Source organism: Pseudomonas sp. AC016 (assembly GCF_979253365.1).
In genome coordinates, this window is record NZ_CEEDCC010000001.1 from 2,004,443 (window position 1) to 2,028,510 (window position 24,068).

The 24,068-nt window shown below is 57.7% G+C and carries 22 protein-coding genes; 10 read left to right on the forward strand and 12 right to left on the reverse strand.

Annotation, left to right across the window (positions count from 1 at the left end; translation table 11 throughout):
- Positions 1 to 31: 31 nt before the first annotated feature.
- Both AC0IXS_RS08885 and AC0IXS_RS08890 read right to left on the reverse strand, forming a co-directional pair.
- Positions 32 to 1,180, reverse strand: a complete 1,149-nt coding sequence (locus AC0IXS_RS08885) for a M50 family metallopeptidase (protein WP_471824409.1) — start codon at positions 1,178 to 1,180, stop codon at positions 32 to 34.
- A gap of 275 nt (positions 1,181 to 1,455) precedes the next feature.
- Entirely contained in the window at positions 1,456 to 1,845 is a 390-nt protein-coding gene (locus AC0IXS_RS08890) for a hypothetical protein (protein WP_471824411.1), read from the reverse strand.
- A gap of 250 nt (positions 1,846 to 2,095) precedes the next feature.
- Here AC0IXS_RS08890 and AC0IXS_RS08895 point away from each other — a divergent pair, with 250 nt between their 5' ends.
- From AC0IXS_RS08895 to AC0IXS_RS08910, 4 genes are all read left to right on the forward strand, one after another.
- A complete protein-coding gene (locus AC0IXS_RS08895; RefSeq protein ID WP_122553450.1) occupies positions 2,096 to 2,296 on the forward strand; it encodes a hypothetical protein in 201 nt (66 codons plus the stop codon).
- On the forward strand, positions 2,293 to 3,993 hold the full coding sequence (locus AC0IXS_RS08900; RefSeq protein WP_191957044.1) for a J domain-containing protein: 1,701 nt from the start codon (positions 2,293 to 2,295) through the stop codon (positions 3,991 to 3,993). The genes AC0IXS_RS08895 and AC0IXS_RS08900 overlap by 4 nt, the downstream gene beginning before the upstream one ends.
- Positions 3,990 to 4,943 (forward strand): DUF3829 domain-containing protein, encoded by a 954-nt coding sequence (locus tag AC0IXS_RS08905; RefSeq protein WP_163014618.1) that lies wholly within the window; start codon positions 3,990 to 3,992, stop codon positions 4,941 to 4,943. The genes AC0IXS_RS08900 and AC0IXS_RS08905 overlap by 4 nt, the downstream gene beginning before the upstream one ends.
- A 531-nt stretch (positions 4,944 to 5,474) precedes the next feature.
- Positions 5,475 to 5,903, forward strand: coding sequence for a hypothetical protein (locus AC0IXS_RS08910; RefSeq protein ID WP_471824413.1), 429 nt, complete (start codon positions 5,475 to 5,477; stop codon positions 5,901 to 5,903).
- Between the two features lie 123 nt (positions 5,904 to 6,026).
- On the opposite strand, the gene AC0IXS_RS08915 is transcribed toward AC0IXS_RS08910, so the two are convergent.
- The 4 genes from AC0IXS_RS08915 to AC0IXS_RS08930 all read right to left on the reverse strand — a co-directional run bounded on the left by AC0IXS_RS08915 (position 6,027) and on the right by AC0IXS_RS08930 (position 13,509).
- Positions 6,027 to 7,079: a DUF3800 domain-containing protein gene (locus AC0IXS_RS08915; protein WP_471824415.1), complete on the reverse strand. Its 1,053-nt coding sequence runs from the start codon at positions 7,077 to 7,079 to the stop codon at positions 6,027 to 6,029.
- Positions 7,080 to 7,166: 87 nt separating this feature from the next.
- The gene (locus AC0IXS_RS08920) at positions 7,167 to 9,881 is read right to left on the reverse strand and encodes an AAA family ATPase (RefSeq protein WP_471824416.1); all 2,715 of its coding nucleotides are present in this window, start codon (positions 9,879 to 9,881) and stop codon (positions 7,167 to 7,169) included.
- Positions 9,882 to 10,816: 935 nt separating this feature from the next.
- Positions 10,817 to 11,056: a DUF2188 domain-containing protein gene (locus AC0IXS_RS08925; protein ID WP_471824417.1), complete on the reverse strand. Its 240-nt coding sequence runs from the start codon at positions 11,054 to 11,056 to the stop codon at positions 10,817 to 10,819.
- Between the two features lie 1,562 nt (positions 11,057 to 12,618).
- Positions 12,619 to 13,509, reverse strand: coding sequence for an alpha/beta fold hydrolase (locus AC0IXS_RS08930; protein WP_471824418.1), 891 nt, complete (start codon positions 13,507 to 13,509; stop codon positions 12,619 to 12,621).
- 527 nt (positions 13,510 to 14,036) lie between these two features.
- On the opposite strand from AC0IXS_RS08930, the gene AC0IXS_RS08935 reads away from it, so the two are divergent.
- Positions 14,037 to 14,279 (forward strand): DUF6124 family protein, encoded by a 243-nt coding sequence (locus AC0IXS_RS08935; RefSeq protein WP_025996353.1) that lies wholly within the window; start codon positions 14,037 to 14,039, stop codon positions 14,277 to 14,279.
- A gap of 33 nt (positions 14,280 to 14,312) precedes the next feature.
- Here AC0IXS_RS08935 and AC0IXS_RS08940 read toward each other — a convergent pair whose 3' ends face one another.
- From AC0IXS_RS08940 to AC0IXS_RS08955, 4 genes are all read right to left on the reverse strand, one after another.
- Positions 14,313 to 15,470 (reverse strand): phospholipase D-like domain-containing protein, encoded by a 1,158-nt coding sequence (locus AC0IXS_RS08940; protein ID WP_122499497.1) that lies wholly within the window; start codon positions 15,468 to 15,470, stop codon positions 14,313 to 14,315.
- Position 15,471: 1 nt separating this feature from the next.
- The gene (locus AC0IXS_RS08945) at positions 15,472 to 16,053 is read right to left on the reverse strand and encodes a YceI family protein (RefSeq protein ID WP_029243261.1); all 582 of its coding nucleotides are present in this window, start codon (positions 16,051 to 16,053) and stop codon (positions 15,472 to 15,474) included.
- A gap of 81 nt (positions 16,054 to 16,134) precedes the next feature.
- A complete protein-coding gene (locus AC0IXS_RS08950) occupies positions 16,135 to 16,473 on the reverse strand; it encodes a hypothetical protein (RefSeq protein WP_004881429.1) in 339 nt (112 codons plus the stop codon).
- Complete coding sequence (locus AC0IXS_RS08955; RefSeq protein WP_122669043.1) at positions 16,470 to 17,576, reverse strand: serine hydrolase domain-containing protein; 1,107 nt, start codon at positions 17,574 to 17,576, stop codon at positions 16,470 to 16,472. The genes AC0IXS_RS08950 and AC0IXS_RS08955 overlap by 4 nt, the downstream gene beginning before the upstream one ends.
- 824 nt (positions 17,577 to 18,400) lie before the next feature.
- On the opposite strand from AC0IXS_RS08955, the gene olsB reads away from it, so the two are divergent.
- Positions 18,401 to 19,156 (forward strand): L-ornithine N(alpha)-acyltransferase, encoded by a 756-nt coding sequence (olsB, locus tag AC0IXS_RS08960; protein WP_004881433.1) that lies wholly within the window; start codon positions 18,401 to 18,403, stop codon positions 19,154 to 19,156.
- A complete protein-coding gene (locus AC0IXS_RS08965) occupies positions 19,156 to 19,947 on the forward strand; it encodes a lysophospholipid acyltransferase family protein (protein ID WP_004881435.1) in 792 nt (263 codons plus the stop codon). Before olsB ends, AC0IXS_RS08965 begins: the two co-directional genes overlap by 1 nt.
- Here AC0IXS_RS08965 and AC0IXS_RS08970 read toward each other — a convergent pair.
- The gene (locus AC0IXS_RS08970; RefSeq protein ID WP_122407733.1) at positions 19,905 to 20,504 is read right to left on the reverse strand and encodes an acyl carrier protein phosphodiesterase; all 600 of its coding nucleotides are present in this window, start codon (positions 20,502 to 20,504) and stop codon (positions 19,905 to 19,907) included. The two genes, AC0IXS_RS08965 and AC0IXS_RS08970, sit on opposite strands and share 43 nt — an antisense overlap.
- A 164-nt stretch (positions 20,505 to 20,668) precedes the next feature.
- On the opposite strand from AC0IXS_RS08970, the gene AC0IXS_RS08975 reads away from it, so the two are divergent.
- From AC0IXS_RS08975 to AC0IXS_RS08985, 3 genes are read left to right on the forward strand one after another with little or no spacing between them, the layout of a single operon-like run.
- The gene (locus AC0IXS_RS08975) at positions 20,669 to 20,983 is read left to right on the forward strand and encodes an ArsR/SmtB family transcription factor (protein ID WP_057408201.1); all 315 of its coding nucleotides are present in this window, start codon (positions 20,669 to 20,671) and stop codon (positions 20,981 to 20,983) included.
- A gap of 28 nt (positions 20,984 to 21,011) precedes the next feature.
- On the forward strand, positions 21,012 to 22,178 hold the full coding sequence (locus AC0IXS_RS08980) for an MFS transporter (RefSeq protein WP_025996358.1): 1,167 nt from the start codon (positions 21,012 to 21,014) through the stop codon (positions 22,176 to 22,178).
- Between the two features lie 21 nt (positions 22,179 to 22,199).
- On the forward strand, positions 22,200 to 23,249 hold the full coding sequence (locus tag AC0IXS_RS08985; RefSeq protein ID WP_043304932.1) for an alkene reductase: 1,050 nt from the start codon (positions 22,200 to 22,202) through the stop codon (positions 23,247 to 23,249).
- A gap of 73 nt (positions 23,250 to 23,322) precedes the next feature.
- Here AC0IXS_RS08985 and AC0IXS_RS08990 read toward each other — a convergent pair whose 3' ends face one another.
- Entirely contained in the window at positions 23,323 to 24,039 is a 717-nt protein-coding gene (locus tag AC0IXS_RS08990) for a hypothetical protein (RefSeq protein WP_057408203.1), read from the reverse strand.
- Positions 24,040 to 24,068 lie beyond the last annotated feature (29 nt).

Here is a 24,068-nt window from a genome sequence, read left to right on the forward strand (position 1 = left end):
CAATACTGGCGAACCTACCAAGTGTTTGTGGCTATGGTGCGAGCTCAAGTTTGAGATCCTTGCTATGTTCCACTGCAGATAATGCTCGCATGCTGTTCGCCAGAAGGGCCTCGCTACGGTTTATCGAGGCGACTACGCTGTTACTCGCAGCAGCCAGTGTCTGCTGTACATAATGTTCAGCCAGGTTCAGGTCTCCATTCAAAAACGCTCGCAAGGCCGAACAGCGTGGACGCAGCCAAGGGCAATACCAGTCAAGATCGCTATTCGCCCAGTCGTCCCACAAGTGCTTGGCGTCCCGATTCAGATACGCCCGGACGAAAGCGAACTCAATGCGCAATAGCGTGATCTGCGTGCCCATACCCTCGAGTGACTGCGCATACTCCTGCAACAACGCCTCAAGATCCTGTTCCAGTTGTGTTGCCGCCTCGAAGTTACTTTGGTTTAGCAAGGCGCTAAGCCGATAGCTGATGGCAATCAACGGTTGAGGCATCGCTCCTTGGGACAACTGTGCGAGGTCGGCACCCGGCAGTTGCTCACAGGGCACTCCTGCAACTGACATCGCCAACAAGCGCATCGGAGCCAGTTCAGCCCGCTGGTCATCGCGATGAAGCCACCAGGCAATGAGATGTGAACCGTCGCTAGGCAGAATGCGGGAAGTTGGCACCAGATTGGCAAATGCCATGCTCAGGTTAAGCACGGCGAACGCCAGGAAGAATGCTGACATCAGCCCTTGGGTGAGCCAGCCAAATCCTCCTGATATCAGGCCTGTGAACAAATTGGCCAACGGCCCCATCAGCACCAGCCATAGCATCTGCTTGCGCAGGGGAAGCTGCCGGTTGGCCGCCGCCATTACGTAACCGCCCAGGCGACGACCCTTTAGCTGCGGCGACCAGCGAATCTTCCAATCCCGGCGCCGCAACTGAACTTCCACAGCGGCAAAGCGCATCATCAACACCGGCATGCGGTGCAGCCTGGCGCCTATGTAATGACCGCTTTCATGCACCACTATGGCTATGACACCTAACCCCGACGCCAATATCATTGACAAAAACGGTTGTAAACCGGAGCGAAGGTGCAGTCCCAAAATCAATCCCGCGCCCATCCAGCCCGCCAGCCCCAAAAACACCTGCAGAAGGCGCATGAGGCTATTGAGAACAAACTGCGTCTTGCTAACTTCCATTACATCCTTCCTTGGGGTTGCGAGGCATTTCAAGGTGACGGCCTGGGATTCGAGGTTTGCCAGCCAAAGAGCGTATTGGCACAAATCTGTGGCCTCAGTGGCGTTTCAACTGTCGCATTGGCTTGAGCGGAGAGCTCGCGAACAGCAAGCACACATCCGGCCTTGAACGTGCTGAATTTTATGATCTGAAACTCCATCTCATAATTTTTGCCGGGTTCAGGGATGAGCGTGACAGGCGCGGGGATGCATGACATTTGCGATCTTCCCATATATATCTATGCGATAAGGGGCTTGCCAGCCAGAACGACATGCTCGTCAAACACCCTGGACGAACTGTTGATCGCTTTGCTCGCCTCGCTGGCAGGCATGCCGATCACGCTGTTCTGAGTGTCTGTTGCACGAAAAGGATAAAGACCCGGTGAGTCAACGTGCGCAGCTTGCCAGCCAGCTTCCTCATGCGTTTTGGTACGCAAGGAGTTGAAGAATGTCGCGCAGGTCTGACCACTCACGTAGCCTCCAGTAATAGTGTTCTCCGTAATCAGGCGGACGCGAGCCATGGTGGCCGGATCGTATTGGCTGATTTTTGCTTCATTGCGAATATCGGTTTTAGTCGTAGCGCAGCCGATAAGGGTCAGGCTTATGGCCAGTGGGAAAAACAGACGCATGGAAACCTTCATATCCTGTGAGGGTTGGTGGGCGCATACATGCTACGACGAATCTGGAATCGTTTACTCACTCTGTACTACGAAAAAATCATCTGACACCGGATCAACGTTATTAAGGTTTCGCACCTGAATCAGTGCCAGACGTTTATTGGCGTTCAATTTTACTTCGGTCGTCGATCCAACTCCGCTAGGCTAAGCCGCCTCAAAGGCCGACTAGCGGCATTCAGGTTATCAGGGAGCTTCAACGTACATGATCGTCGGCCTCGACCTCGACACCACTCACCGTCTGATCGCCGCATGGCGCGACGGCGAAGCGCGATTGGTTTCGAACGCATTGGGCGACACGCCCACTTCAAGTGTGTGCAATACCCAAGAGCTGCACGACATTCGCGCGTTGCGCCTGCAGATTACGGCTCAGCTTGACGCCTTTGAAGAAGGCGTATGGCAATGAACTGCTGGTCGATCATGGGCCTGCCCGCTGACGCTGATAAACGCAGCATCAAGCGCCAGTACGCGATACTGCTCAAGCGCCACCGCCCCGATGAGGATCCCGAGGGTTTCCAGCGTCTGCGCGAAGCCTACGATCAGGCGCTGGAATGGGCGGACCGGAAGCAGCAAGAACAAGAGCAAGAGCCGGAACTATTACTGGAGCCGCTGGCGCCGCAACGACCCGTTGAGCCGGTGCTGTCTGCAGAGCTCGACTTCCCGCAGGACCCGCTGCACAGCGAGTCACCGCAGGCTGCGAGTCCGTACGCCGCCCGACGCCTGGCAGAACAGTGTCTTGCTGAACTGACTCCAGCCAACTTCGAGGATTGGCTGGCCCAGGCCCGCCTATATGACTGCGAAGCGGAGTTTGAACAAGGTCTACTGTCGTACTGTCTGGCCGATGGTGACCTGGAACTGGCCGACCTGGCGATCAAACATTTCCAATGGTTGAGCCCATGGCAGCGCATAGACTTACCCGGAGCTGCACTCGAACGATTGCGAGAAAGACTGACGGAGCGTGCCTGGTTACAACTGGCGGTATCCACCGGTGACAGCGCACGCTTTCTTGAACTCGCGAACACACTTGAGGCGGCACCTTGGCTGCAGTCGCTGGACGGTCGGCGATGGCTGAGCGAGCGGCTGGCCATAGCGCTTGCCCAGGCTCCGGTCTGGTCGCAGAGCCTGTTCGACGAAATCTGTGCTCAGCAGGGCTGGAAAGACAACGATCACCTTTGTCCGCAGCCTTGGTGGAGCCAGCTGCAACAACGCAGCGACAGACACACCTTCCTTGAACGGCAATTGCGCCTTGCTGAACGAGTTGATACCAGCGAGTCTCGCGCGGCACGAATGCTGTTCAAAGACCTCAGTGAAAACAGCCGGGTTCGTCTGAGCTTCAAGTTCTCGTATGCGGACTGGAACGTTTGCGAAGCTCTATATCAAACCGTGCAAAGTCGCTATCCACAGTTGCTTGATGAGGTGCCTTCACTCAATCCTGACATCTGGCGGCCCCTACGCCGTGATCCGCCGATTATGGCGGTGCCAGTGGCTCTGATCGGCGCGTCGGCCTGTTTCAGTTGGTTCCAGGAGTATCAGCTCGGCGAGACCTTTTATGGCAGCCTGCTGAGCATGCTGCTTCGGGTGCTTATATTCGGGGTGATCGCCTGCTTCCTCGCCTGGTTCGGAGACGCTGTAGGCCGTAGCCTGTGGCCTGTCGATAATTGGATTAACAAGCACTTCGGCCGCTGGCTGAGCCTGCGCCGCCCTACTCCGCTGCCGATCCGAGAGAGTCTGTGGATCTGGCTGCTGGGCGCCTTTCTGTTTCTGTTCGGTGAGAGGGTGATGCTGACTTACGTCGGCATCATCACACTCATGGCGGTGTGGAACAGACTGGACCTCTCCAGACGCTGTGCTTCGGCCCTGTCACGCCTGTGCAGCAGCGCAACTTACGAAGTGCTGCTCGGTGCCTTTATAGGCATGCTGGTGCCCTCGGTGCTGCTGGCTGCAGCGCTGGCCAGACATGCGCCGCTCCCCGTGAACCAAGGCTTGCAGGCATGGCCGCAACGCATATGCGCCGCCCGACAAGTGACGCTCGAGCCCTGCCCGAGCGAGTTGAACCGCAGTCAGTGGTATGGGACCCAAGACTGGCAGGAGGATCGCCCATGATCACCACTCGCACATTTGGCGCCGCCGTTGTCGTACTGGTATTGATGATGACGCTGGTCAAACGGGTATCGGAGCCGCCCAAACTGTTTGGCAACTACGCCAGCTTGCAATGGGCAACGGTGCAAGTCTTGAACGGCTGTCTGGTGAACGGCGCCGATCTTCTGGAACAGCGTTATGCCGAGTACCGCGCGCTCATCGCAAAACGCGAAACTGATCCGCTTGCCTTCAAGTTTCTCGAGTTCGGCATGGGCTCGGGCGAACCCATCCCGCCCAAGGGTGCTGCGGCTTCGCCTTGCAATACCGGAGGCGTTTATCATGACGAACTCGCTGAAGCCCAAACCACGGCTAACGATTACGCAAAAACTTACGCGGCGCTACGCCCTGTCGCCGAGCAAGCGGAAAGGTTCTTCAGACCTGGACTCGATAACGAGTTTAGCCCCGAGGTCAACGAACAATTGCGTCGCCTCATTGACCAGACGCGCATTCAGTCCATCCCGTTTCGCCAGGCATTGGAACAGCCGCAGTTGGTGGTGCGGGCTCAGCAGCTTCAGACCATCGAAGCCAGCACAGGTCATGACCAGCATTGGCACACGCTGCGCTTCATGCTGCTTGCCCGCCAGACCATCAACGCCCTCGACGCCATGAGCAGCGGCGCGAGCCTGACACCCCTACAATTGCTCGCGATGCAGCAGTCGCTGGATAACGCCAGACTTGAGGCCGACGCATTCGTCAAAGCTTTGCCGCGCTTGCGTGCGAAGGGCGACAAGCCCCCGATCTGGAGCGTCACCACCGCGTCGGCCAAAGACTGGCTCGATCAGTTGGCTCGCCTTCAGCAGCACTGGGCCGCAGGTGCAGACGCTCCAGAATTGAACAAGGACTTGGCTGACGCCCGTGCAGGTTACGACCTGTTGCTGACCACGTACAACGCAGCGGTAGGAAGCGATTACTGACAGCGGCTCTGTACGACCCAGCCTGTTGGCAATTGGCTTCACAGCAGTGGTACTCGTCGCGTGTAAATGCACAGATTTTGCTGCGGCTGCGCATAAGATTTCGACAAGGTGCTCCATACACGTGAGGAAGAGTTAAGCGTCCCGGAAAATCGACAACATCCGGGTGACCCATTTTCGCCCACGGTGTGTTTCTGGAAAGCTGGTGAATTCGAGCGTATTTAACTTTGTCGAAAGGCGGTGTGGAGCATCAATCCAGCCACTGTTGATGCTAGCGTTTTCGGCCGTTTTCAGTCGAGTGATAACCGGCGGCATTGGGTTTTCTGACGGCGGTTGATGGCCGGTTGCTGCCCGTCACGAACGGCAGCAATCGGCCAAAAGCGGACGTTTGCAATAGGTGAAAGATATTTCTTTTCGTTGTGAACGCTCGCTTCTAAGCTGTGAGATGTTGCCGCACCGTGGCTCAACGCACCGACGATGCGTTGGGTCCAATGTTGATTTGCATACCCCCCTGCAACACCATGGAATGACCAAATGCACCCATCGTTAAAACAAGCACTCGACATCATTAATATCGAGCGCAACGCCGCCGAATACATCCAGGCGTTTGACGCGGTGAACGAAGTGGTAAGCGTATTTGGCGAGCTTGACCTAGCCAATCGCCTGTTCGCGGAGATACCTCGAACGGTGCCCGAAGAGCTGGTTGTCGAACTGTTCAATTTATTGGCTTGGCAAACAAACGATAACGGCGCGGCAATGACGCGTGAGGTCGAGACGTGGCTCAGAGAACAGCACGATCCGCGCAAGCTTAGGATTGCCATGAGCCTGGATGTATATCCATTTCCAGATGCCCAGGAGATGTATCAGGTGTTGTCCACGCTGGCTGCGGCTATCCCAGAAGTGGCCGCTATGTGCCAGACGCTCATCACGTCACGAAAGGCGAGCAAACACAGTCAAACATGACGAAAGAAGAAAGAATCACCGCTGGGTCCGCTATGGGTCGAAAGCTGCCCTTGAGGAAAGACAGCTAACGGCCAGAAGCAGCCGCCTGATGAAGACAGCTTTCCACCCGAAGCGGAATATCACCTAGGGCTTACTGAAGTTTTTGCCGAAATAATCTATGACCTCATTGGCCTGCGTATCCTGGCGGAAACGTTTCTGCTCTTCGAAGTCAGTCGAAGGCAGCATGTGGATTATCTGATGATCCGCATAGAGGGACATAACATCATGAGGATTCAACCCTCCGGCGCGCTGTCCCGTAAGCGTATTAGTCGCCTCAATGGCAGCACCAATTATAACGTCCGCCAGCTGTACTGCAGGACTGGTCCTTGAGTCGACTTGTGTCACTGACTGGAGCTTGAGTGGAAAGGTGAGGCTCGCGATCTCCGATTGGCGAAATGTGACCTCGTCCTCGTGATTAATAAAGCGCAGCAGCAAGTCATGGTAAGTGAGCAGGTTTTTGGACTGATCATGCTCAACCAAGTAGGGGCCGTCAGCCATGACTTCCATCCGGTTTATCAGCGATTGCAACACCACAAAAGCGGCGTCAGTGGTGACACCTGATGTGGCGATCGCTTGAAGGCATTCCGGCGCTGCGTACTGCGCCAAAGGCCCCAAAGCTTCCGGTAGTCCCTGCCAGCGTGTGGCGCGAGCAGCAGCCACGAGGTCGGTAAGTGCTGCAGGGCTTTTTTCCTTTACTGCGCGCTGGAAACAAACGAGCAACTGCTCAAAGGCTGCCTCTCCAAGAAGAGTGGGGCCCGCCACATAAAGCAGCGACCCGAGCGCGTAGTTCTGCCCATCCTTATAAAAGTCGCATCCGCGCTCGTAGTAGTAAGGTTCAACTGCGTAATCCAGAAACATCAGCAGCAGCAGAAAGCGCTTATCACAGACGTAGGTAACACACTTGTGATGGGTCAGGACATCGCGCATTAACGCCAGCAGCCGTGGGTGATTGGCTGGCCGGCGCGACAGAGCCCGGTACTTGAGCTCTTCCGCTTGTAGCTTAGGAAAGTGTTCTTGGATTAAGCGTCTGGCCTGATCATCATCAATGGCAATGGCTGCGGCCCCTTGAAACCTCTGCTCGAGATTTAGCAGGTCAAATCCGGTATAACCACTTTCGTCGACTCTGAAGCACTCCATATGCAACTCCCCGAGGTCGTAGACAGCACTGGAAGAGCCTGGCTATTCCTCTGTATGTGTCGCCGGGTTACCGATGACGGAAAACAGTTATAGCGGATTAGCCACGTCAGCGACCGCTTGCATAACTGCCGCTTGGGCGGCTCCAGCGATAGCAACAGGCATTGAGCCAAGCCGAAGCTGATTCATCCTTTCAAGGTTCTCCACAATGGTGCGGACGAGGTTCGGATCGTAGTCATCTCTGTCAGCCTCTTCATGGACGCCTTTGTTTAGATACGTCCATACGTTCGATTGCACCGGAACACCTATTACGTCACAAAGCCCCTGAACGACGGCGGGCTTGTCCTGGTGCACAAATGTCCTCGAGTCATCTAGCCGTCTTTTCAAAGCCTCGCAGAGATTTCTCAGATTCGGCTCCGCCCCTCGGCCAGCTAACGGTAGGGTTATTACTCCGAGGTCGTTCTTGCCGAGCCACTTCCAAATCTTGTCCGTAAGCATCTCCAGTGCCTGCCTGGATGCGCCCAGTGCGTTGCGCCAGTCACCAATGTCCAAGGCGGCACGGGCCTGCTCCAAGTAGTTGAAGGTTATCTCGTTACCTTTTACCCGCGGCCGGTGATCCCCGATATGAGGCATGAAGTAGTAGGCCGTCCATTGGCCTTTCTCGACATGGTTCTGCAGATCCTTGATGAATTCGCTGCTATGGCACGTGACGATAATTTGAGTTGCTGCGAAGCGATCACTCTGGAAGATCGCCTCTCTTATGCCTTCACGGTGCTCGGTGTCAATCGCGTTGATCGCATCGTCAAAGATGATCGTCGGAGCTTGAATATGCAGTGCCTTTGCAAGAAGGATTGCAACGCCTAGGCAACGAACGTGTCCCTCGCTGAGGACGTGCAACGCATCTATCCTGGTATCTGGGGCAGCGCGAAAAGCCAGCCCGATACGCTCTTCTTCGTTGGTCGGCAGATAAAGTGCCGCTAGCTTGTCGCCGTCATGATCGCGTCTGTTGAACTCGTTATAGATCTCCAGAGCGACAGTGTTAATCCCAGCTATGAGCGTACCGGGCAGCTCTGATCTGAACTGCCTGAGCAGCCTCAAGAATTCGTCATAGGCCGCTTTAATGCGTCGACTGAGTACGAGCTGCACTGCCTCTTGCTGAACAGCATCGATGAGCGCTGCATTCGCTTGGTCAAAGTTGGCAATTGTCTGTCTAGCTATGCCGACTTGCCGGGCTACCTCAGCGCGACGTGTTTGAAAACCAGCTACATCTTGCGCTGCCTGAACAAGCCGAGTGCGCTCTTGTGCCAGTGCCGCGCGATCTGCCAGTGCCTGGTTCGTCTGGGTATCGATCCTTTCGCATTCGACTGCTAAGTCGACGATCCTCTGCGCCATCGAAGGCGCATCGCCGAGTTTTACATAGCTCGCTTTCCACCAGGCAGCACGGTGGTCAGCACCCGGAGATGCGAGATATCGCACCCTGTCATCGGCATGATCAGGCTGAGCGCTAACGCGCTGACCAAAGGCAGTTAACAGCCCCTCCAAGCCTCGAGACGCACGTTCCCATTCGCCTCGTACTGCGTTTTTTTCAGCCTGCAGGTTAGCGAGTTCTTGAAGCTGAGCCAGACCGTCACGCGCCTGCACGTATGGGTCACGTACAACCTGATAATCGCCATTGATTGGCGTCCCGCAAGCGGGGCAGTTGTCGGGCGACAAGGCTTGTAAGTCAAGAACCGCGTTGTACAGATTTTGGAAGGAGGTCTCACCAGTCTTGGCAGTTAGCCTTTTGTCCACATCCTCGAGCAGCTCCTGCTCACGATCCGCAGCCTGATATGCCGCAACCAACGCCTCGCTGCTGACGCCATATAGACTTGGCGTTGGCCCATCCAGTTGCGCATTGAGGTAATGCAGACGACCTGGAGCGGCATCGCTGCCGATGAGTTCAAGAAGCTGCTGGTACGAGAGGCCGGCAGAATACGCTCCAGCATAGTCAGTCTCCTCTTGCGCGATTGTCTGAACCGCCTGGAGCTCGCCATTTATTGTTGTTTGATCGCGCTGCAGTGCTGCACGCTGCGTTTCGAGCTCCTGCTGTTTGATCGCAACTAGATTGAGCTGCTGGTCCATCGACTCGTTGAAGTTAGTGACGAAGTCATGGAACTGCTCCATACCAAACAGAGCCGCTATCAGATCCTTCTTTTCACCTGCGCTCTTAGATGCGATTCGCGAAAAGTTATCTATGCGGTTTTTCTCAACGAAGCAGAATCGATAGGCCTCTGAGTCCGCTTGCACTGCCGACACCTGACCTTCCGCGCCTCGTGCAGCGAGGGTGGGGGCTTCATACCTATTTTCATGAAGGTTCGCGAAATAGCGTTGAGCAGGGATTCGCTTAGCCGACGCCTCATCTACGGCCCCCAAGAGTGCCAGCTCTAACGCTTCGCAGAGGCTCGTTTTTCCGCTGCCATTAGGGCCATAGAACATGGTAATTCGCTGAGGAAAATTGAATGTCTCAGCCACTCGGAAGCCACGAAAAGGGCCGACGGTAAGACTATGCAGTGCGCTCCATGCCCACTCACCAACAGTAACCGCTGCCGCAACTACGGGAGGTGTGAAGTCGGTTTGGAGCAGAGACTCTTTAGCCTTGGCAGCTAATAGTACCGATCGGCGGCTCATAGCGCGCGAGTGCGCAGCCACGGTGTCGAAATCTCGGTCGACCAGATTTGCAAACCGTCGAGTGTCTTCGGTAGCACCGCGTTCTGGAAGATGAAGCCAAGTTAGGAATTGCTGGTAGTCATGCCGAGCCGAACTCATATTGTTTACCTCCTGTAAACGTACCGTGGTCAACATCCAGTCGCTGCGAAAATTCCACCTCCATCTTCTGATGCCGAAATCGAATTGGCAACAGCGTCGGAATCAATAAACCCAAGCGCCTTCAGAGGCTAAGTGCTTGATGTCGAGGTAGCGCGATCGAAATCAAAGCTCCCGCAGGCTGGCTTCGGTGATAGCAACATTGAATTGATCCACATAGGCGCCATGCATGATCACAATCCGAATGCATCCCTGCCAAAATTGTTTGCCTATGAGGTTGGCGATAACTGCGAGGAAACCTGAGCCGAAGCATAAATATGTTCCATAATCCCAATGCCTTGCATCCTATGCCAGAGGAGCTAATTCCCTCAGAGGAATGGGAGCTTAAGAATAGCAGTGATCTTCCAGATCGCTTTCCTAGGGCCCATACCATCTTGCACAAACCCGGCGGGCATGCTCTTAGCTTGGAATGGAATCCAAGCCACATCAGAGTTATAGCTGCATATCGTGAAGGACTGCTTCTGGCCGATAGCGGTCGGTTGCGAACGTCCGCTTCTGGTCGAAGGCAGTCAAGCCCTTCGCCACGGCAGTCGGCAAAAAAGAATTCGGGCCGAACTCAAAAACCCGCCAAACAATCACCTCAACGCCAGCTCTTGCAAGGTGGTAAGTATAGAGAATGACAAGGGTTGACGACTTGGTTTGAGATTACGGGGCAGTCGTCGATATGTCTACAATACATCATCAGGTACAGGCGGCTAGAGGCTATGAATATTCACTCGCTCATAGCCTTTGCGATTGATCACGGGGTGCAATCTCGAAATTATCGCCGAGGCTGATTCGCAGGCGTTAACCCCCCTAAACGAATTGCGCCTAGTGCGTCGAGGTCATGCCAAGCACTTCTACCTAGGGCATAGGCGTAAACTCGAAGTTAGCGGTATTCAACCTTTTACGTCACGGGGATCATTGCCGGGCGTGATGGTGTCTTTTGTCCTGAACTGTCCGTCGCGCCCTTTAGTAGTCATTTCACCACCGCCTTGGTTTTGCAGCATCGCGCGCGCGGCTTGCTGCGCCTCTGCCTGAGTATCGTGGACGCTCGAGGCTCGGTCTGAATCGTTGCGCTTGTTTTCCCACGTCCCATCTGGGCGTTGGGAAATCGTGCGGTCTTGGGGTTTGCTCATGATGAAACTCCTGTCGTGGGATTTCCATGTATAGACTAGGAAATGGTCCTTTGCCCGCCATCTGAGCTTTTTTCTGGGTACGATAGGCTGAGAGCATCTCTCAATGCTTATGGTGGCAGGCGGAAATCGACCAGAAGTAGTTCCGCGAGCTATGCCAGCATGTGAAGCATGTCCATGAACGTCGGACCTGAGAGATCACTTATCTCTCCGTCGTCAGCAACCAGGCAACCTAAAGCTCCAGCGAATGACTCTTGATCATGCTCTGGTATGTCCACGCTGCAAATGATTCTGTAGCGGAACAGCCAGCCGCAGGCGACGCGACCACACATTTCTACCGTTTGATGATAGCCATCAACGGACAGGGGCCGGGCACTGTGGGCCTGCGCAAGGTTATAGGCTGTACTGCCAGTAGATTCATGTTGGGAAGATTCGTTTTTCATACGCACTGGAAATAGCTGGAATAGTAGTCGATTATCTACTCATCTGATTTAAATGTCTGAGAGTCGGCGATGGGTAGATTGCACTCACTCAGCCCGCAGTATACCTTCAGCACTCCAATGCATCATAAATATAAAACGAGGCCATCGATGCTTATCGATCTTGGGGATCTGATAGATTTCTTGAGAATTTTTGAGTTATGGGATTTTTGGAAAGCAGCCGGGACGCTCCTGAAGGTAGTCGGCTTTACCGCTGGAGATACGTCGTCCGTGGCGTAATCCTTATAATTGTAGTTCCTCTCGCACTCTTGCTACCGCTGTGGATCATAGCCCTGTTTTTCAAAGCTTGATCGTGGACGATACGGGCGGAGCCCGAAGCGTGGGGTAGATTTTAGCTCTTCAAGGACGATCCGAAGATGATAGCGGACATTACCGACGCTCCAAAACGAGTCATTCGAACCCGTCAAAAACGTAGCCATTTTCACGTGGTCATCTGTGTAGTGATTGGAAGCGCGGCAACGATAGGTGCGTTCCACTTCGGTAGCAGAATCTCGAATGTCGACTCTGTGTTCAATCAGGCGATCAGTTACGCCGGAAGTGATGCGGAATCGACTCGGGCAGGCGGCACCGTGCAAAGGCAATCACTCGACTCATCGTGGCTTCGAGCATCGGACATACACCTGTCAACTAACTCAGCTCGACAAACCGTATTCAACGATCAGAACTATATTCCAAGAGGCGCTGACAATGTCGTTGCCCTTCGCGTTGCCTACGATGTCTCTCCTGACAGGACGGCTCCGGAGAAAATGAAGCTGACAATCGTCCGGCAGTCACCCAGCATAAAAAAACGTGCGTGCTGGCCTTATCGGCAGGGAAGTATCGAATCTCGGAACTGTAGCGCCTCGGTCGGCCTCAAGCACCGAGACTGATGTGTAACCGACCACAGCGAGTAAAGATTCTGTGTAGGCGGTTATGCATATTCAATATCTTCACGTTCCCCATGGCGCTCGTAGCCTTTAGCAATTCCATTCAACAGTGCTGCCAGCACCCGATGAGAGTATTGAACTCGACTCGCCTGAATACGGCCTCCCTACCAAGCATGCGACCTCAAGCCCCAACCACGTCCTATACCTTCTGGCCAAGCCCCAAGATACAGTCAGCAAATTGTTGAGCAGCCTCCTGCGGAACGTTATGCCCCGCTCCGCTTGCGAAGTCCCGGCGGTAAGGGCCTATAAAATGGTTGATAAACGGGTCGTCTTGCTTTGGCGGGTCAACTGCATCATCCAAGCCTTCCAGCACTATCGTTGGCACCGAGATTTCAGGTTGTGCAGCAAGTCTCGATTCGATCTGCTCGTAGGCTGGATCGCCATCCACCAGTCCGAAACGATGCCGGTATGAGTGGGTCACTACATCCACAAAGTCTGGATTGCTGAAAGACAGGGCTGTTGAGGCAAAATCTTCATCCGAAAAACGCCATGTAGGGGACCACGTTTCCCATAGGAGCTTGCAGAATTCCTGTCTGTTCGCAGACAAGCCTTTATAGCCCCGCTCGCCATGCAAATAGTATTGATACCAAAGCAGTTGTTCGGCCTCAGGAGAAACCGGCTCACGCTCTTTGGCAATATTCTGGATGCTGTAGCCACCACAACTGACCAGTCCATCGACCCGTTCAGGCCATAGCGCAGCGACGATACAGGCTGCCCGCCCACCCCAGTCGTATCCAGCCAACACAGCGCTTTTGATTTTCAGCGCGTCGAGAAAAGCTAGTAAGTCAGCTCCAACTGCGGCCTGCTCACCAGAACGCATTGTGCGTGAGCTCAAAAACCTTGTAGGGCCATAGCCTCGTAGATACGGGATTAGGCAGCGCTTCCCCTCGGAGGCCAGAATCCTTGCGACCTCATCGTACGAGTGCACGTCGTAGGGAAATCCGTGAAGCAGCACGACGGGGGCACCGTTGGACCGGCCAATTTCCAGATAAGCGATTTCCAGAACGCCAGCGATGACTTTCTTGATCATTTTCTTCTCCACGTCTCAGCCGCTTGTACTGTGGACTTTGACAATATGGAGCGGCCAGGCGATCAACAAATATCACGGCATGTGGAGCAGATGCAGGTCAGGCTGAGCAACGCGCCGGCCCCCTCCTCTCCGAAGGCAGCCAGCAAAAGAAAATCCGGCCCATCGCTCAAAACCCGCCAAACAATCGCCTTAACGCCACCATCGAGCCGCCAATAGCAGGATGCCTCTCTATCCGTTGAGTGAAATTTCCGAGAGAATCCCAACCCCTTGCGCCTGCTTACTCCGGTCTCTAGGCTTGCCCGGTCGCTGCAAAATCAGCGATCGGGTTTGGTAGACCTGTCTTTGCTGGCGCAACGCGTCACCTCTGCGAGGCGAGTTTTTTCGTCCTGCTCTTATGGTGGCCGTGCGCATGGCATCTTCGGATGCACCGGGTGCCAGCAGCCGGTCTACCAACTTGCACACGGCCGCCACCTTATCGTTTGGTAGCGATAACTGACGGCTCCCTCATCATCTGCTGGAGTTTAGACATGCTTCAAAGAACTATCCCCGATCCGCCCGCCACCCTCTACACCATCAACCAATCCGTCACCCAGGAAGAAGCGCTCAACTACGCCTCGGACCTGTTGCGCTGCATCATCACCACCGCTTACGAGTCGGGCGATAACGCCGAGGGCACGAGCCGGGATCTGGTGTTTGCGGTGTTGCACATGGCGGAGCTGGCCAAGGCCATGGTGGATCGCTCGCTCGACAGTATTGTCCAGCCAGCTTGATACGCACTCGGGGCCGTTGCCGGCCCCTTCCCTTCAGTTGCGCTGGTCCAGCAGGTTGACCACCAGCCGGTCGATCCAGCCCCAGAGACGCTGTTTGACGCGTCGCCACAGTGGCCGGGCTTTCCAGTCGGCCAGGGTGGTTTCGGCGCTCAGGGCGAAGTCTTTTTCGAAGCTGGCGACCACGTCTTTCGTCAGCGTCGGGTCGAGGGCTTCGACGTTGGCTTCCAGGTTGAAGCGCAGGTTCCAGTGGTCGAAGTTGCACGAGCCGATGCTGACCCAGTCATCGATCAGGACCATTTTCAGGTGCAGGAAGCACGGTTGGTATTCGAAGATTTTCACGCCAGCGCGTAACAGGCGCGGGTAGTAACGATGGCCTGCGTAACGCACGGACGGGTGATCGGTGCGTGGTCCGGTGAGCAGCAAACGCACATCGACGCCACGCGCTGCGGCTCTGCGCAGGGAGCGACGGACTTTCCAGGTGGGCAGGAAGTACGGCGTCGCCAGCCAGATGCGTTTCTGGCCGGTGTTCAGGGCGCGCACCAGTGATTGCAGGATGTCGCGATGCTGACGTGAGTCGGCGTAGGCCACGCGGCCCAGCCCTTCTCCGGAGACCGGAGCGTTGGGCAGGTGCGTCAGGCCGAAGTTCTCTTTCGGTCGCCAGGCGGTGCGGCGCGGGTTGACGTGAAACTGTCGGTTGAACAGCGCTTGCCAGTCCATCACCAGCGGGCCGGTGATTTCCACCATGACCTCGTGCCACTGGCTCACGTCCTTGTCCGGTTCCCAGAATTCGTCGGTCACGCCGGTGCCGCCGACCACGGCCAGGGCCTTGTCCACCACCAGTATCTTGCGATGGTCGCGGTAGAAGTTACGCAGGCCGCGGCGCCAGTGGATCGCGTTGTAGAAGCGCAGGATCACACCGGCATCGGTCAGTTGTTTGCGCAGGTCGGCGTTGAAAGCTTTGGAACCGAAGTCGTCGAACAGGCAGCGCACGATGACGCCACGGCGGGCGGCGTCTACCAGTGCTCGCACCATTGCGTCGGCACAGGCGCCTGCCTCGACCAGATACAGTTCCAGATCGACCTGCTGCTCGGCGCGGTCGATGGCGGCAATCATGCGCGGGAAGAACGCAGGGCCGTCGATGAGCAGTTTGAACTGGTTGTTTTCACGCCACGGAAAGATCGCACTGCTCATGTCAGCGCGCCGTGAAGATCAGGACGGCGCCAACGGGCACCGACAGGCTGATCGCCGACAGACTTGCGTGAGTGCGCAATGCGTTGAAATCCGGCACCAGATCGAAGTCCTGAGCGTGAACCACCAAAGGCTCGAGCGTCACGACCTGAAAGCGTCGATCATCCAGACGCGTGGCCAGCAATTCGGCGTTGTAGGTGTGGGTCTTGCCACGCAGGCTGACCGACAGCGGCAGGCGCAACTCCAGCTGCGCGCCGGGCGCCAGGGCGTTGATGGGGCGCATGTCGAGTCGGGCGTTGATTCTGGCAGCGGGAAACTGGCCTATCTGAAACACTTGATCACGCAGTCGCTCGTCACGCTGGGCGATGCCGGTACTGACCGATTCCAGTTCGACTTCCACCTCGGCCAGCCCTTTGTCATCAACCTTGCCGTGCAGTACCAGAAAGCGATGCACTTCGGCGATGTCGGCGTTTTTGGTGGAGGTGAACGACAGGCGTGATGACTCGTTATCCAGATACCAACTGGCATGGGCAGGAAGCGCCGCTGTGGCCAGAAGGACCAACAGCAGGCGAGGCAGGTTGAGCATGCAGACTCCGGGCGGGCAATTGAGAGGCACCTTATCCGCCTGTCAGACCGCTGGCAAACCGCTCCGTTCGTCCAGCGTCTGTTATGGCGATTCCGGCAACAGGCGACAACCTTCCAGCGGCCCTTGCCAGGCGGCGATGCTGACACGTCCAAGACCGCTGGCGATCACACGTTTCTGCTGGGGTTCATCGATCAGCGTGCTGGGCACGTACTGTTTGACGTAGGCCCGGCAGTACTCCTCGGGATTGTTCACCACGTAGCGGCACGAGCAGTATTCCTTGGCGGTGTACGCGCTGATGATGGTCGGAAATGCCTGCAGGGCGACGCGGTACTGGAAGATCAGTACAGCCAGCGCCGCGAGCAGCAACAGCAGCAGACTGGTGAAGGGACGACGCAGGATGAACGCTCGACGATTACTCATTGCCCGTTCTCCTTGCCGAACGCTGCCTGGATGCGTTTGAGCATCTGGTCGTGATCGTAGCTGCTGTCGCGGTCATCGGCGTAGCGCACGATCACCAGTTTCTGGCTGGGGATCACGTAGAGCGCCTGACCCCAATGGCCGAGCGCGGCGAAGGTATCAGCGGGCGCATCTGGCCAAGGGCCGCTGCCTCCGTCGGCCGTGCGGTTGAGCCACCACTGGCCGCCGGGCACTTCGACCTTGGCCTGAATCTGCTCGCCTTTGAACGGCGTCAATACGAAGTCCATCCATGCCTTGTTGAGCAAAGGTTTGTCCTGCCACTGCCCGCCACGCTGCATCAGCAGGCCGACGCGTGCCAGATCCCGGGCGGTCATGTAGGCGTAGGACGAGCCTACGAAGGTACCGCTGGCATCGGTTTCCCAGACAGCGCTGCGAATGCCGATTGGCTCGAACAGTGCGGTCCAGGGATAGCTCGGGTAGGCCTCTGCTCCGACCATGCCTTTCAAGGCGGCTGCCAGCACCGTGCTGTCGCCGCTGGAATACAGGTAGCGCGTGCCGGGTGACGTGGCGGCCTTGTGGCTGGCGGTGAAGCGAGCCATGTCGTTGCGACCGCGGGTGTACAGCATCGCGACGACGGAAGAGTTGAGCGGCGCGTATTCGTAATCTTCCTGCCAATCCAGACCGGACGCCCAGTGCATCAGGTCTTGAACGGTGATGTCGGGATGAGCGCTGAAGGGCTTGTAGAACTTCGCCACCGGGTCTGCCAGTTGAAAGCGCCCGTCTCCGAACGCCACGCCCAGAACGGTCGCGAGAATGCTTTTGCTGACCGACCAGGTCAGGTGCGGGGTTTCTGCGTTGGTCACACCGACATAGCGCTCATAGACGATCTCGCCGTCGCGGATCACCAGCAGCGCATCGGTGCGCACGCCTGTGCGGTTGGCTTCGTCGCGAGTCGGGAAGGCGTAGGTTTCCAGTGCATCGAGTGCGGCGCTGCGGGGGGCCGGTCGGGAAGACCATTGCTCGCCGGGCCAGGTTTCGGCCTGTGCATTCAATGCGTTTGCACCCAGGACTACCAACAGAAACAAGCGAGCCAACCGAGACAGCATGACGAGTCCTCGCAAAATGATCCGGGCACAGTAGCAGGGGTTTATGACAGGCGTGCGGCTGAGTGCCTGATCGTGCCCATCCGCGTGGGCATGCATCCCGTGACGCTCCGCGTCACAAATGGCACAGACTGAGAATTCAGTAAGCCGAGCGCATGACGTGGATAACGCTGGAGCTTGGGCACACATCTGCGCCACATTCCAGAGCGGACGCGGAGCGTCCTGGGAGGCATTCCCACGCAGAGCGTAGGAACGATCATCATCGTATTCCTCCAGCAGGACTTGTGTATAACGCCGAGCGCAGAGCGTGGGAACGAGCGGTGATCGCCAGCACGCTGATCGTGCCCATGCTCCAGCGTGGGCATGCAGCCCGTGACGCTCTGCGTCACAAATGGCACAGACTGCGGATTCGGTGAGCCGAGCGCATGACGTGGATAACGCTGGAGCCTGGGCGCGCATCTGCGCCACATTCAAGAGCGGACGCAGAGCGTCCTGGGTGGCATTCCCACGCGGAGCGTAGGAACGATCAGTGTGAGGGCTGGCATCTGTACCCGATCGTGCCCACGCTCCGCGCTCATCGTTATACACAAGTCTGCCTCAACACTGATCGTGCCCATCGCTCCGCGTGGGCATGCCGCCTGTGACGCTCTGCGTCACTTCAACAGCAGACGCGAAGCGCGGAGGATCACGCGCTCTGCGGCCGTCACACAACCATCACCAAAGCTTCATGGGCATGACACGGCATCTCCCTAGCCTGCAACTACAGCAAAGCGCTTGGACAATTCAGTCGACCGGCCATTTTGTAAGGCTGGCTCATGGAGATTCGTATGACCCAGATCGCACGCATTCGTGAAAACACTTCTGAACGCCGTCTTCAGGCCGAGCGCCTGACGGGAGCGCGAGCCTTGCAGGAAGCACAGGCCTTGCGTTTCAGCGTGTTCAGCGAGGAGTTCAACGCCCGCCTAAACGGTGCCGAACAAGGTCTGGATATCGACGACTACGACGTGCATTGCTCGCACATCGGCGTACGTGATCTGAACACCGGGCGACTGGTGGCGACCACACGATTGCTCGATCACAAGGCGGCCACGACACTGGGTCGCTTCTACAGTGAGGAGGAATTCAGTCTGCACGGGCTGGTTCATCTGCAAGGCCCGATTCTGGAGCTGGGCCGCACCTGCGTGGATCCGGCCTACCGCAACGGCGGCACCATTGCGGTGTTGTGGAGCGAGCTGGCTGAAGTGCTGAACGAAGGCGGCTACAGCTACCTGATGGGTTGCGCAAGTATCCCGATGCAGGACGGCGGCATTCAGGCCCATGCGATCATGCAGCGCCTGCGTGAACGCTACCTGTGCAACGAGCACCTGCGCGCCGAGCCGAAGAACCCGCTGCCCGCGCTCGACATTCCGAGCAACGTGATCTGCGAGATGCCACCGCTGCTCAAGGCTTACATGCGCCTGGGTGCAAAAATCTGCGGCGAGCCGTGCTGGGACGAAGACTTCCAGGTCGCCGACGTGTTCATCCTGCTCAAGCGCGACGACCTGTGCCCACGCTACGCCCGTCACTTCAAGGCGGCGGTGTGATGAGCCGGGTACGCGGCTATGTCCGCGTGGTCAGAGTGCTGTTGGTGGTTGCGCTGGGGCTGACAATTGCCGGGGCCTTTGCGGTACTGGAGCGCTTGAAAGTCGGCAGCTCCATGGAGCGCCGTCAGCGCTGGAGCCGCTGGTTCATGGCGCGCCTGACCCATGCCCTGCCGTTTCGCGTGACCGTCACAGGCGAGCTGCCGCGCAAGCCGATGCTGTGGGTCAGCAATCATGTGTCTTGGACTGACATTGCACTGCTGGGCATGCTTGCCCCGCTGTCGTTTCTGTCCAAGGCTGAAGTGCGGACCTGGCCGGTTGCAGGTTGGCTGGCGCTGAAAGCCGGCACGCTGTTCATCCGTCGCGGTTCGGGTGACAGTCGACTGATCCAGAAGCAGATGAGCAGCCACCTGCAACAGGGCAATGCGCTGCTGATCTTCCCGGAAGGCACGACCACTGACGGCAAGAGTCTGCGCACGTTCCATGGTCGTTTGCTGTCCAGCGCCATCGAAGCGGGCGTGGCGATTCAGCCGGTCGCGATTGCCTATTCCCGTGACGGCAAGCCCGACCCGATTGCGCCGTTCATTGGTGACGATGACCTGCTGTCGCACCTGCGCCGCCTGTTCGCCAACGAACAGAGCGATGTGCATATTCACTTGCTCGCGCCTATTCAGACCGCCGATCAGGAACGCGCCGCTCTGGCCTACAAGGCACAGCAGGCGGTTCAGGTCGCGCTGTTCGGCGAAAGTGCTCAGCCGAGCGAAGTGGTCTCGCGCCCTGCCAGGGCCGCCTGAGCGAAGTCCTGCAGCTGCGGATAGAACTCAGCGAAGTCCGCACTGAGGGGTTGGTAAAGCGCCTGCAGTTCCTGCATGCCGCCTGCCAGCCCTTCCGGCCTTGAAAGACGCCGGGAAATCCCGCCCAACACCTGCTCCAACACGCCGAACTCCCGATACGATCCCAGCCAGTCCTGCGCCGCCATGCGCGGTGCGATCAACGCCAGCCGCTCCGGCAGTTGCGGCTCGGCAGCCAGTACGCCATAAACCTTGCGCGTGAAGACCTCCAGCGGCAGGTCCGCATAGTGATGCCAGTCACGCGCCAGGCAGTGGTCGAAAAACACATCGAGCATGATGCCTGCATAGCGACGCCGCTGGGCCGGAAAGCGGGCGATGGATGCCTTGATCAGCGGATGGTTGTCAGTGAATGCGTCGATGCTGCGATGCAGCCGGATAGCCGCTTCAAGCTCCGCAGGAAAACGCCCCGGCAGCGGGCCTTTGACAAAGTCGCCGTACAGGCTGCCGAGCAATTGGGCGGGTCGATGACCGCCAAGATGGAGATGCGCCAGATAATTCATGAGGACAAGCGTACGCCGCTTTTCAGGCTCAGGTCCATATATCGATATAACCCGATATACCGATTCTTGATGAGCTAAGTCCAAAATCATATTTGTATATCGCGAAATACAGATATAAGGTTCGCTCCATCGCGATATATCGCTACACCGCCTGTGAGAACGACATGCCCATCGACCTCGACGACATCATCAAAGCGCTGGCCCATCCGGTCCGCCGAGAGATCCTGACCTGGCTCAAGGACCCGCGCGCCACGTTTCCCTCTCAGGAACACTCGATCGAGCACGGCGTCTGCGCCGGGCAGATCGATCAACGTGCCGGGCTTTCCCAGTCCACCGTTTCTGCGCATCTGGCGACCCTGCAACGGGCCGGTCTGATCAGCAGCAAGAAGGTCGGCCAGTGGCATTTCTTCAGGCGCAATGAAGCGACCATCCAGGCGTTTGTTGAGGCTCTGGTGCAAGAGCTGAACAACCCGGCCTGACCTATCCACTTTTCAAGGAGACGCCCCCGTGCCTCTTTCGCTATTCATTCTGGCCTTGAGCGCCTTCGCCATCGGCACCACTGAGTTCGTCATCATGGGTCTGCTGCCCGATGTCGCTGCGGACCTGGGTGTGTCGATTCCCGGTGCAGGCTGGCTGGTGACCGGTTACGCGCTCGGCGTCGCCATCGGTGCACCGTTCATGGCGATGGCCACGGCCAGGCTGCCACGCAAGGCCGCACTGGTCACGCTGATGGGCATTTTCATCGTCGGCAATCTGCTTTGCGCACTGGCCAGCGACTATGACGTGCTGATGTTTGCACGCGTAGTGACTGCGCTGTGTCATGGCGCGTTCTTCGGCATCGGCTCGGTGGTCGCTGCAGGTCTGGTGCCCGCCAACCGTCGCGCCTCTGCCGTGGCCCTGATGTTCACCGGTCTGACGCTGGCCAACGTGCTGGGCGTTCCGCTGGGCACGGCATTGGGTCAATACGCAGGCTGGCGCTCGACCTTCTGGGCTGTGACGGTCATCGGCGTGATTGCCTTGATCGGCCTGATCCGCTTTCTGCCCACCAATCGTGACGAAGAGAAGCTCGACATGCGTGCCGAACTGGCCGCCCTCAAGGGTGCCGGGATCTGGTTGTCGCTGACCATGACCGCCTTGTTTTCAGCGTCGATGTTTGCGCTGTTCACCTACGTGGCACCGCTGCTGGGTGATGTGACCGGCGTGTCCCCTCAGGGCGTGACCTGGACGCTGCTACTGATCGGCCTGGGCCTGACCGTCGGCAACGTGATCGGCGGCAGGATGGCCGACCGCAAGGTGTCGTCAACGCTGATTGCCGTGTTCATTTCCATGGCCGTGATTTCCACCGCGCTGAGCTGGACCAGCGCCGCGTTGATCCCGACTGAAATCACCCTCTTCCTTTGGGCCGTTGCCGCCTTCGCCGCTGTACCTGCGTTGCAGATCAACGTGGTGACCTTCGGCAAGGCCGCACCCAATCTGGTGTCCACCCTGAACATCGGCGCGTTCAACGTCGGCAACGCACTGGGTGCCTGGATCGGCGGCAGCGTCATTGCCCATGGCCTGGGCCTGACCCGCGTGCCGTTGGCCGCCGCGGCCCTTGCAGTGCTCGCGCTGCTCATCACCCTGATTACTTTCCGTCAGACCGGCAACCCCGATCTGGCCCCGGCAACTCATTGATCAATTAAGAGGATTCGACACATGACGACTATCTTTGACCCGATCACGATTGGCGATCTGCAACTGCCAAACCGCATCATCATGGCGCCGCTGACCCGCTGCCGCGCCGACGAAGGCCGTGTGCCCAACGCGTTGATGGCCGAGTACTACGTGCAGCGCGCATCGGCCGGCCTGATCATCAGCGAAGCCACCTCCGTGACGCCGATGGGCGTCGGCTATCCCGACACACCCGGTATCTGGTCCAACGATCAGGTGCGCGGCTGGAGCAACATCACCAAGGCCGTGCACGGCGCAGGCGGGCGTATTGTCCTGCAACTCTGGCACGTGGGCCGTATCTCTCACCCGCAGTACCTGAACGGTGAAGCGCCGGTTGCGCCGAGCGCCGTCCAGCCTGAAGGCCATGTGAGTCTGGTGCGCCCTATCACGTCGTATCCGACGCCACGTGCTTTGGAGCTGGCGGAAATCGGTGACATCGTCGACGCCTACCGTGTCGGCGCGGAAAACGCCAAGGCCGCAGGTTTTGACGGCGTGGAAATTCACGGCGCCAACGGTTACCTGCTCGATCAGTTCCTGCAGACCAGCACCAACCAGCGCACCGACCAGTACGGTGGCTCGCTGGAAAACCGTGCCCGCCTGCTGCTGGAAGTGACGGACGCTGCCATCGACGTCTGGGGCGCTGGCCGTGTCGGCGTACACCTTTCGCCTCGCGCCGACCTGCATGACATGGGCGACGATAACCTGGCCGAAACCTTCAGCTATATCGCCAAAGAGCTGGGCAAGCGCGGGATTGCATTCATCTGTGCACGCGAGCGTGATGCCAGTGACAGCCTCGGCCCACAGTTGAAGAAAGACTTCGGCGGCGTGTACATCGCCAACGAGAAGTTCACCAAGGACAGCGCCAATGCCTGGTTGGCAGAGGGCAAGGCCGACGCAGTGGCCTGGGGCGTTCCTTATATTGCCAACCCGGACCTGCCGGAGCGTCTGGCCAATGATGCGCCACTGAATGAAGCGCATCCGGAGACCTTCTACGCCAAGGGCCCGGTCGGTTACATCGACTACCCGCGCCTGTAATCAGCGCTTGGCAGCACAAAAACCCTGACGTGTGAGCGTCAGGGTTTTTTATTGCCTCGGGAAACGGGTCCGGTCACTTGGAAGCGACAGGCTCCGTGACACCAATCACAGTGCCGTCTGCGTCAGTGACGGTGCCATCCACATGTTTCCAGCGACCGTCGGGGTAATTGACCGAGCCGTCGGCAAACACCCAGGTGCCGTCCTTGTGCAGAACGCTGCCATCCGGGTGTTCGGTGCTGCCATCGGCGTGGACCGTCGTACCGTCGATGCTCTGAACGGTGCCATCGGGACGAGTGACGGTTTGGGTTTTGGTGTCAGCAACGCTGCCGTCAGGGTGAGTCACGGTGCCGTCCGGGTTGAACACGCTGTTGAGCGGATGAACGAGTTGCAGCACGCCGGTCGCGGTGTTGACGATGCTCAGCAGCTTTTCCAGCCGCGAAGGTGGCGCAGGGTCGGCAGGCATCTTCATCTCAACCGGCGGTTTTTCGGACGGCTTTACGGGTGGCTTGATCGGCGCTTTGACCGGTGGCTTCACTGGCGGTTTGACCGGAGGTTTGACTGGCGGCTTTACAGGCGGCTCGACCGGGGGTTTGACCGGCGGCTTCACTGGCGGCTTGACCGGAGGTTTGACTGGCGGCTTCACAGGTGGCTTGGCCGGCGGCTTGACCATGGGTTCGCCGGGCGTTATTGCCGGTTCGACGCTGTGTGTTGCGGAAGAGGTGACTACAGGCTCATCGAGCGCCTCATTGGCCGCTATCGTGACCGGGCCTTTCGTATTGATTCCTTTCATTGCGAAAACTCCATGTAATAAATAGAGAC

Bases quoted from the DNA above. Each gene is read 5' to 3' on its own strand.
- AC0IXS_RS08885 (WP_471824409.1), bottom strand. From the start codon at position 1,180: ATGGAAGTTAGCAAGACGCAGTTTGTTCTCAATAGCCTCATGCGCCTT.
- AC0IXS_RS08890 (WP_471824411.1), bottom strand. From the start codon at position 1,845: ATGCGTCTGTTTTTCCCACTGGCCATAAGCCTGACCCTTATCGGCTGC.
- AC0IXS_RS08895 (WP_122553450.1), top strand. From the start codon at position 2,096: ATGATCGTCGGCCTCGACCTCGACACCACTCACCGTCTGATCGCCGCA.
- AC0IXS_RS08900 (WP_191957044.1), top strand. From the start codon at position 2,293: ATGAACTGCTGGTCGATCATGGGCCTGCCCGCTGACGCTGATAAACGC.
- AC0IXS_RS08905 (WP_163014618.1), top strand. From the start codon at position 3,990: ATGATCACCACTCGCACATTTGGCGCCGCCGTTGTCGTACTGGTATTG.
- AC0IXS_RS08910 (WP_471824413.1), top strand. From the start codon at position 5,475: ATGCACCCATCGTTAAAACAAGCACTCGACATCATTAATATCGAGCGC.
- AC0IXS_RS08915 (WP_471824415.1), bottom strand. From the start codon at position 7,079: ATGGAGTGCTTCAGAGTCGACGAAAGTGGTTATACCGGATTTGACCTG.
- AC0IXS_RS08920 (WP_471824416.1), bottom strand. From the start codon at position 9,881: ATGAGTTCGGCTCGGCATGACTACCAGCAATTCCTAACTTGGCTTCAT.
- AC0IXS_RS08925 (WP_471824417.1), bottom strand. From the start codon at position 11,056: ATGAGCAAACCCCAAGACCGCACGATTTCCCAACGCCCAGATGGGACG.
- AC0IXS_RS08930 (WP_471824418.1), bottom strand. From the start codon at position 13,509: ATGATCAAGAAAGTCATCGCTGGCGTTCTGGAAATCGCTTATCTGGAA.
- AC0IXS_RS08935 (WP_025996353.1), top strand. From the start codon at position 14,037: ATGCTTCAAAGAACTATCCCCGATCCGCCCGCCACCCTCTACACCATC.
- AC0IXS_RS08940 (WP_122499497.1), bottom strand. From the start codon at position 15,470: ATGAGCAGTGCGATCTTTCCGTGGCGTGAAAACAACCAGTTCAAACTG.
- AC0IXS_RS08945 (WP_029243261.1), bottom strand. From the start codon at position 16,053: ATGCTCAACCTGCCTCGCCTGCTGTTGGTCCTTCTGGCCACAGCGGCG.
- AC0IXS_RS08950 (WP_004881429.1), bottom strand. From the start codon at position 16,473: ATGAGTAATCGTCGAGCGTTCATCCTGCGTCGTCCCTTCACCAGTCTG.
- AC0IXS_RS08955 (WP_122669043.1), bottom strand. From the start codon at position 17,576: ATGCTGTCTCGGTTGGCTCGCTTGTTTCTGTTGGTAGTCCTGGGTGCA.
- olsB (WP_004881433.1), top strand. From the start codon at position 18,401: ATGACCCAGATCGCACGCATTCGTGAAAACACTTCTGAACGCCGTCTT.
- AC0IXS_RS08965 (WP_004881435.1), top strand. From the start codon at position 19,156: ATGAGCCGGGTACGCGGCTATGTCCGCGTGGTCAGAGTGCTGTTGGTG.
- AC0IXS_RS08970 (WP_122407733.1), bottom strand. From the start codon at position 20,504: ATGAATTATCTGGCGCATCTCCATCTTGGCGGTCATCGACCCGCCCAA.
- AC0IXS_RS08975 (WP_057408201.1), top strand. From the start codon at position 20,669: ATGCCCATCGACCTCGACGACATCATCAAAGCGCTGGCCCATCCGGTC.
- AC0IXS_RS08985 (WP_043304932.1), top strand. From the start codon at position 22,200: ATGACGACTATCTTTGACCCGATCACGATTGGCGATCTGCAACTGCCA.
- AC0IXS_RS08990 (WP_057408203.1), bottom strand. From the start codon at position 24,039: ATGAAAGGAATCAATACGAAAGGCCCGGTCACGATAGCGGCCAATGAG.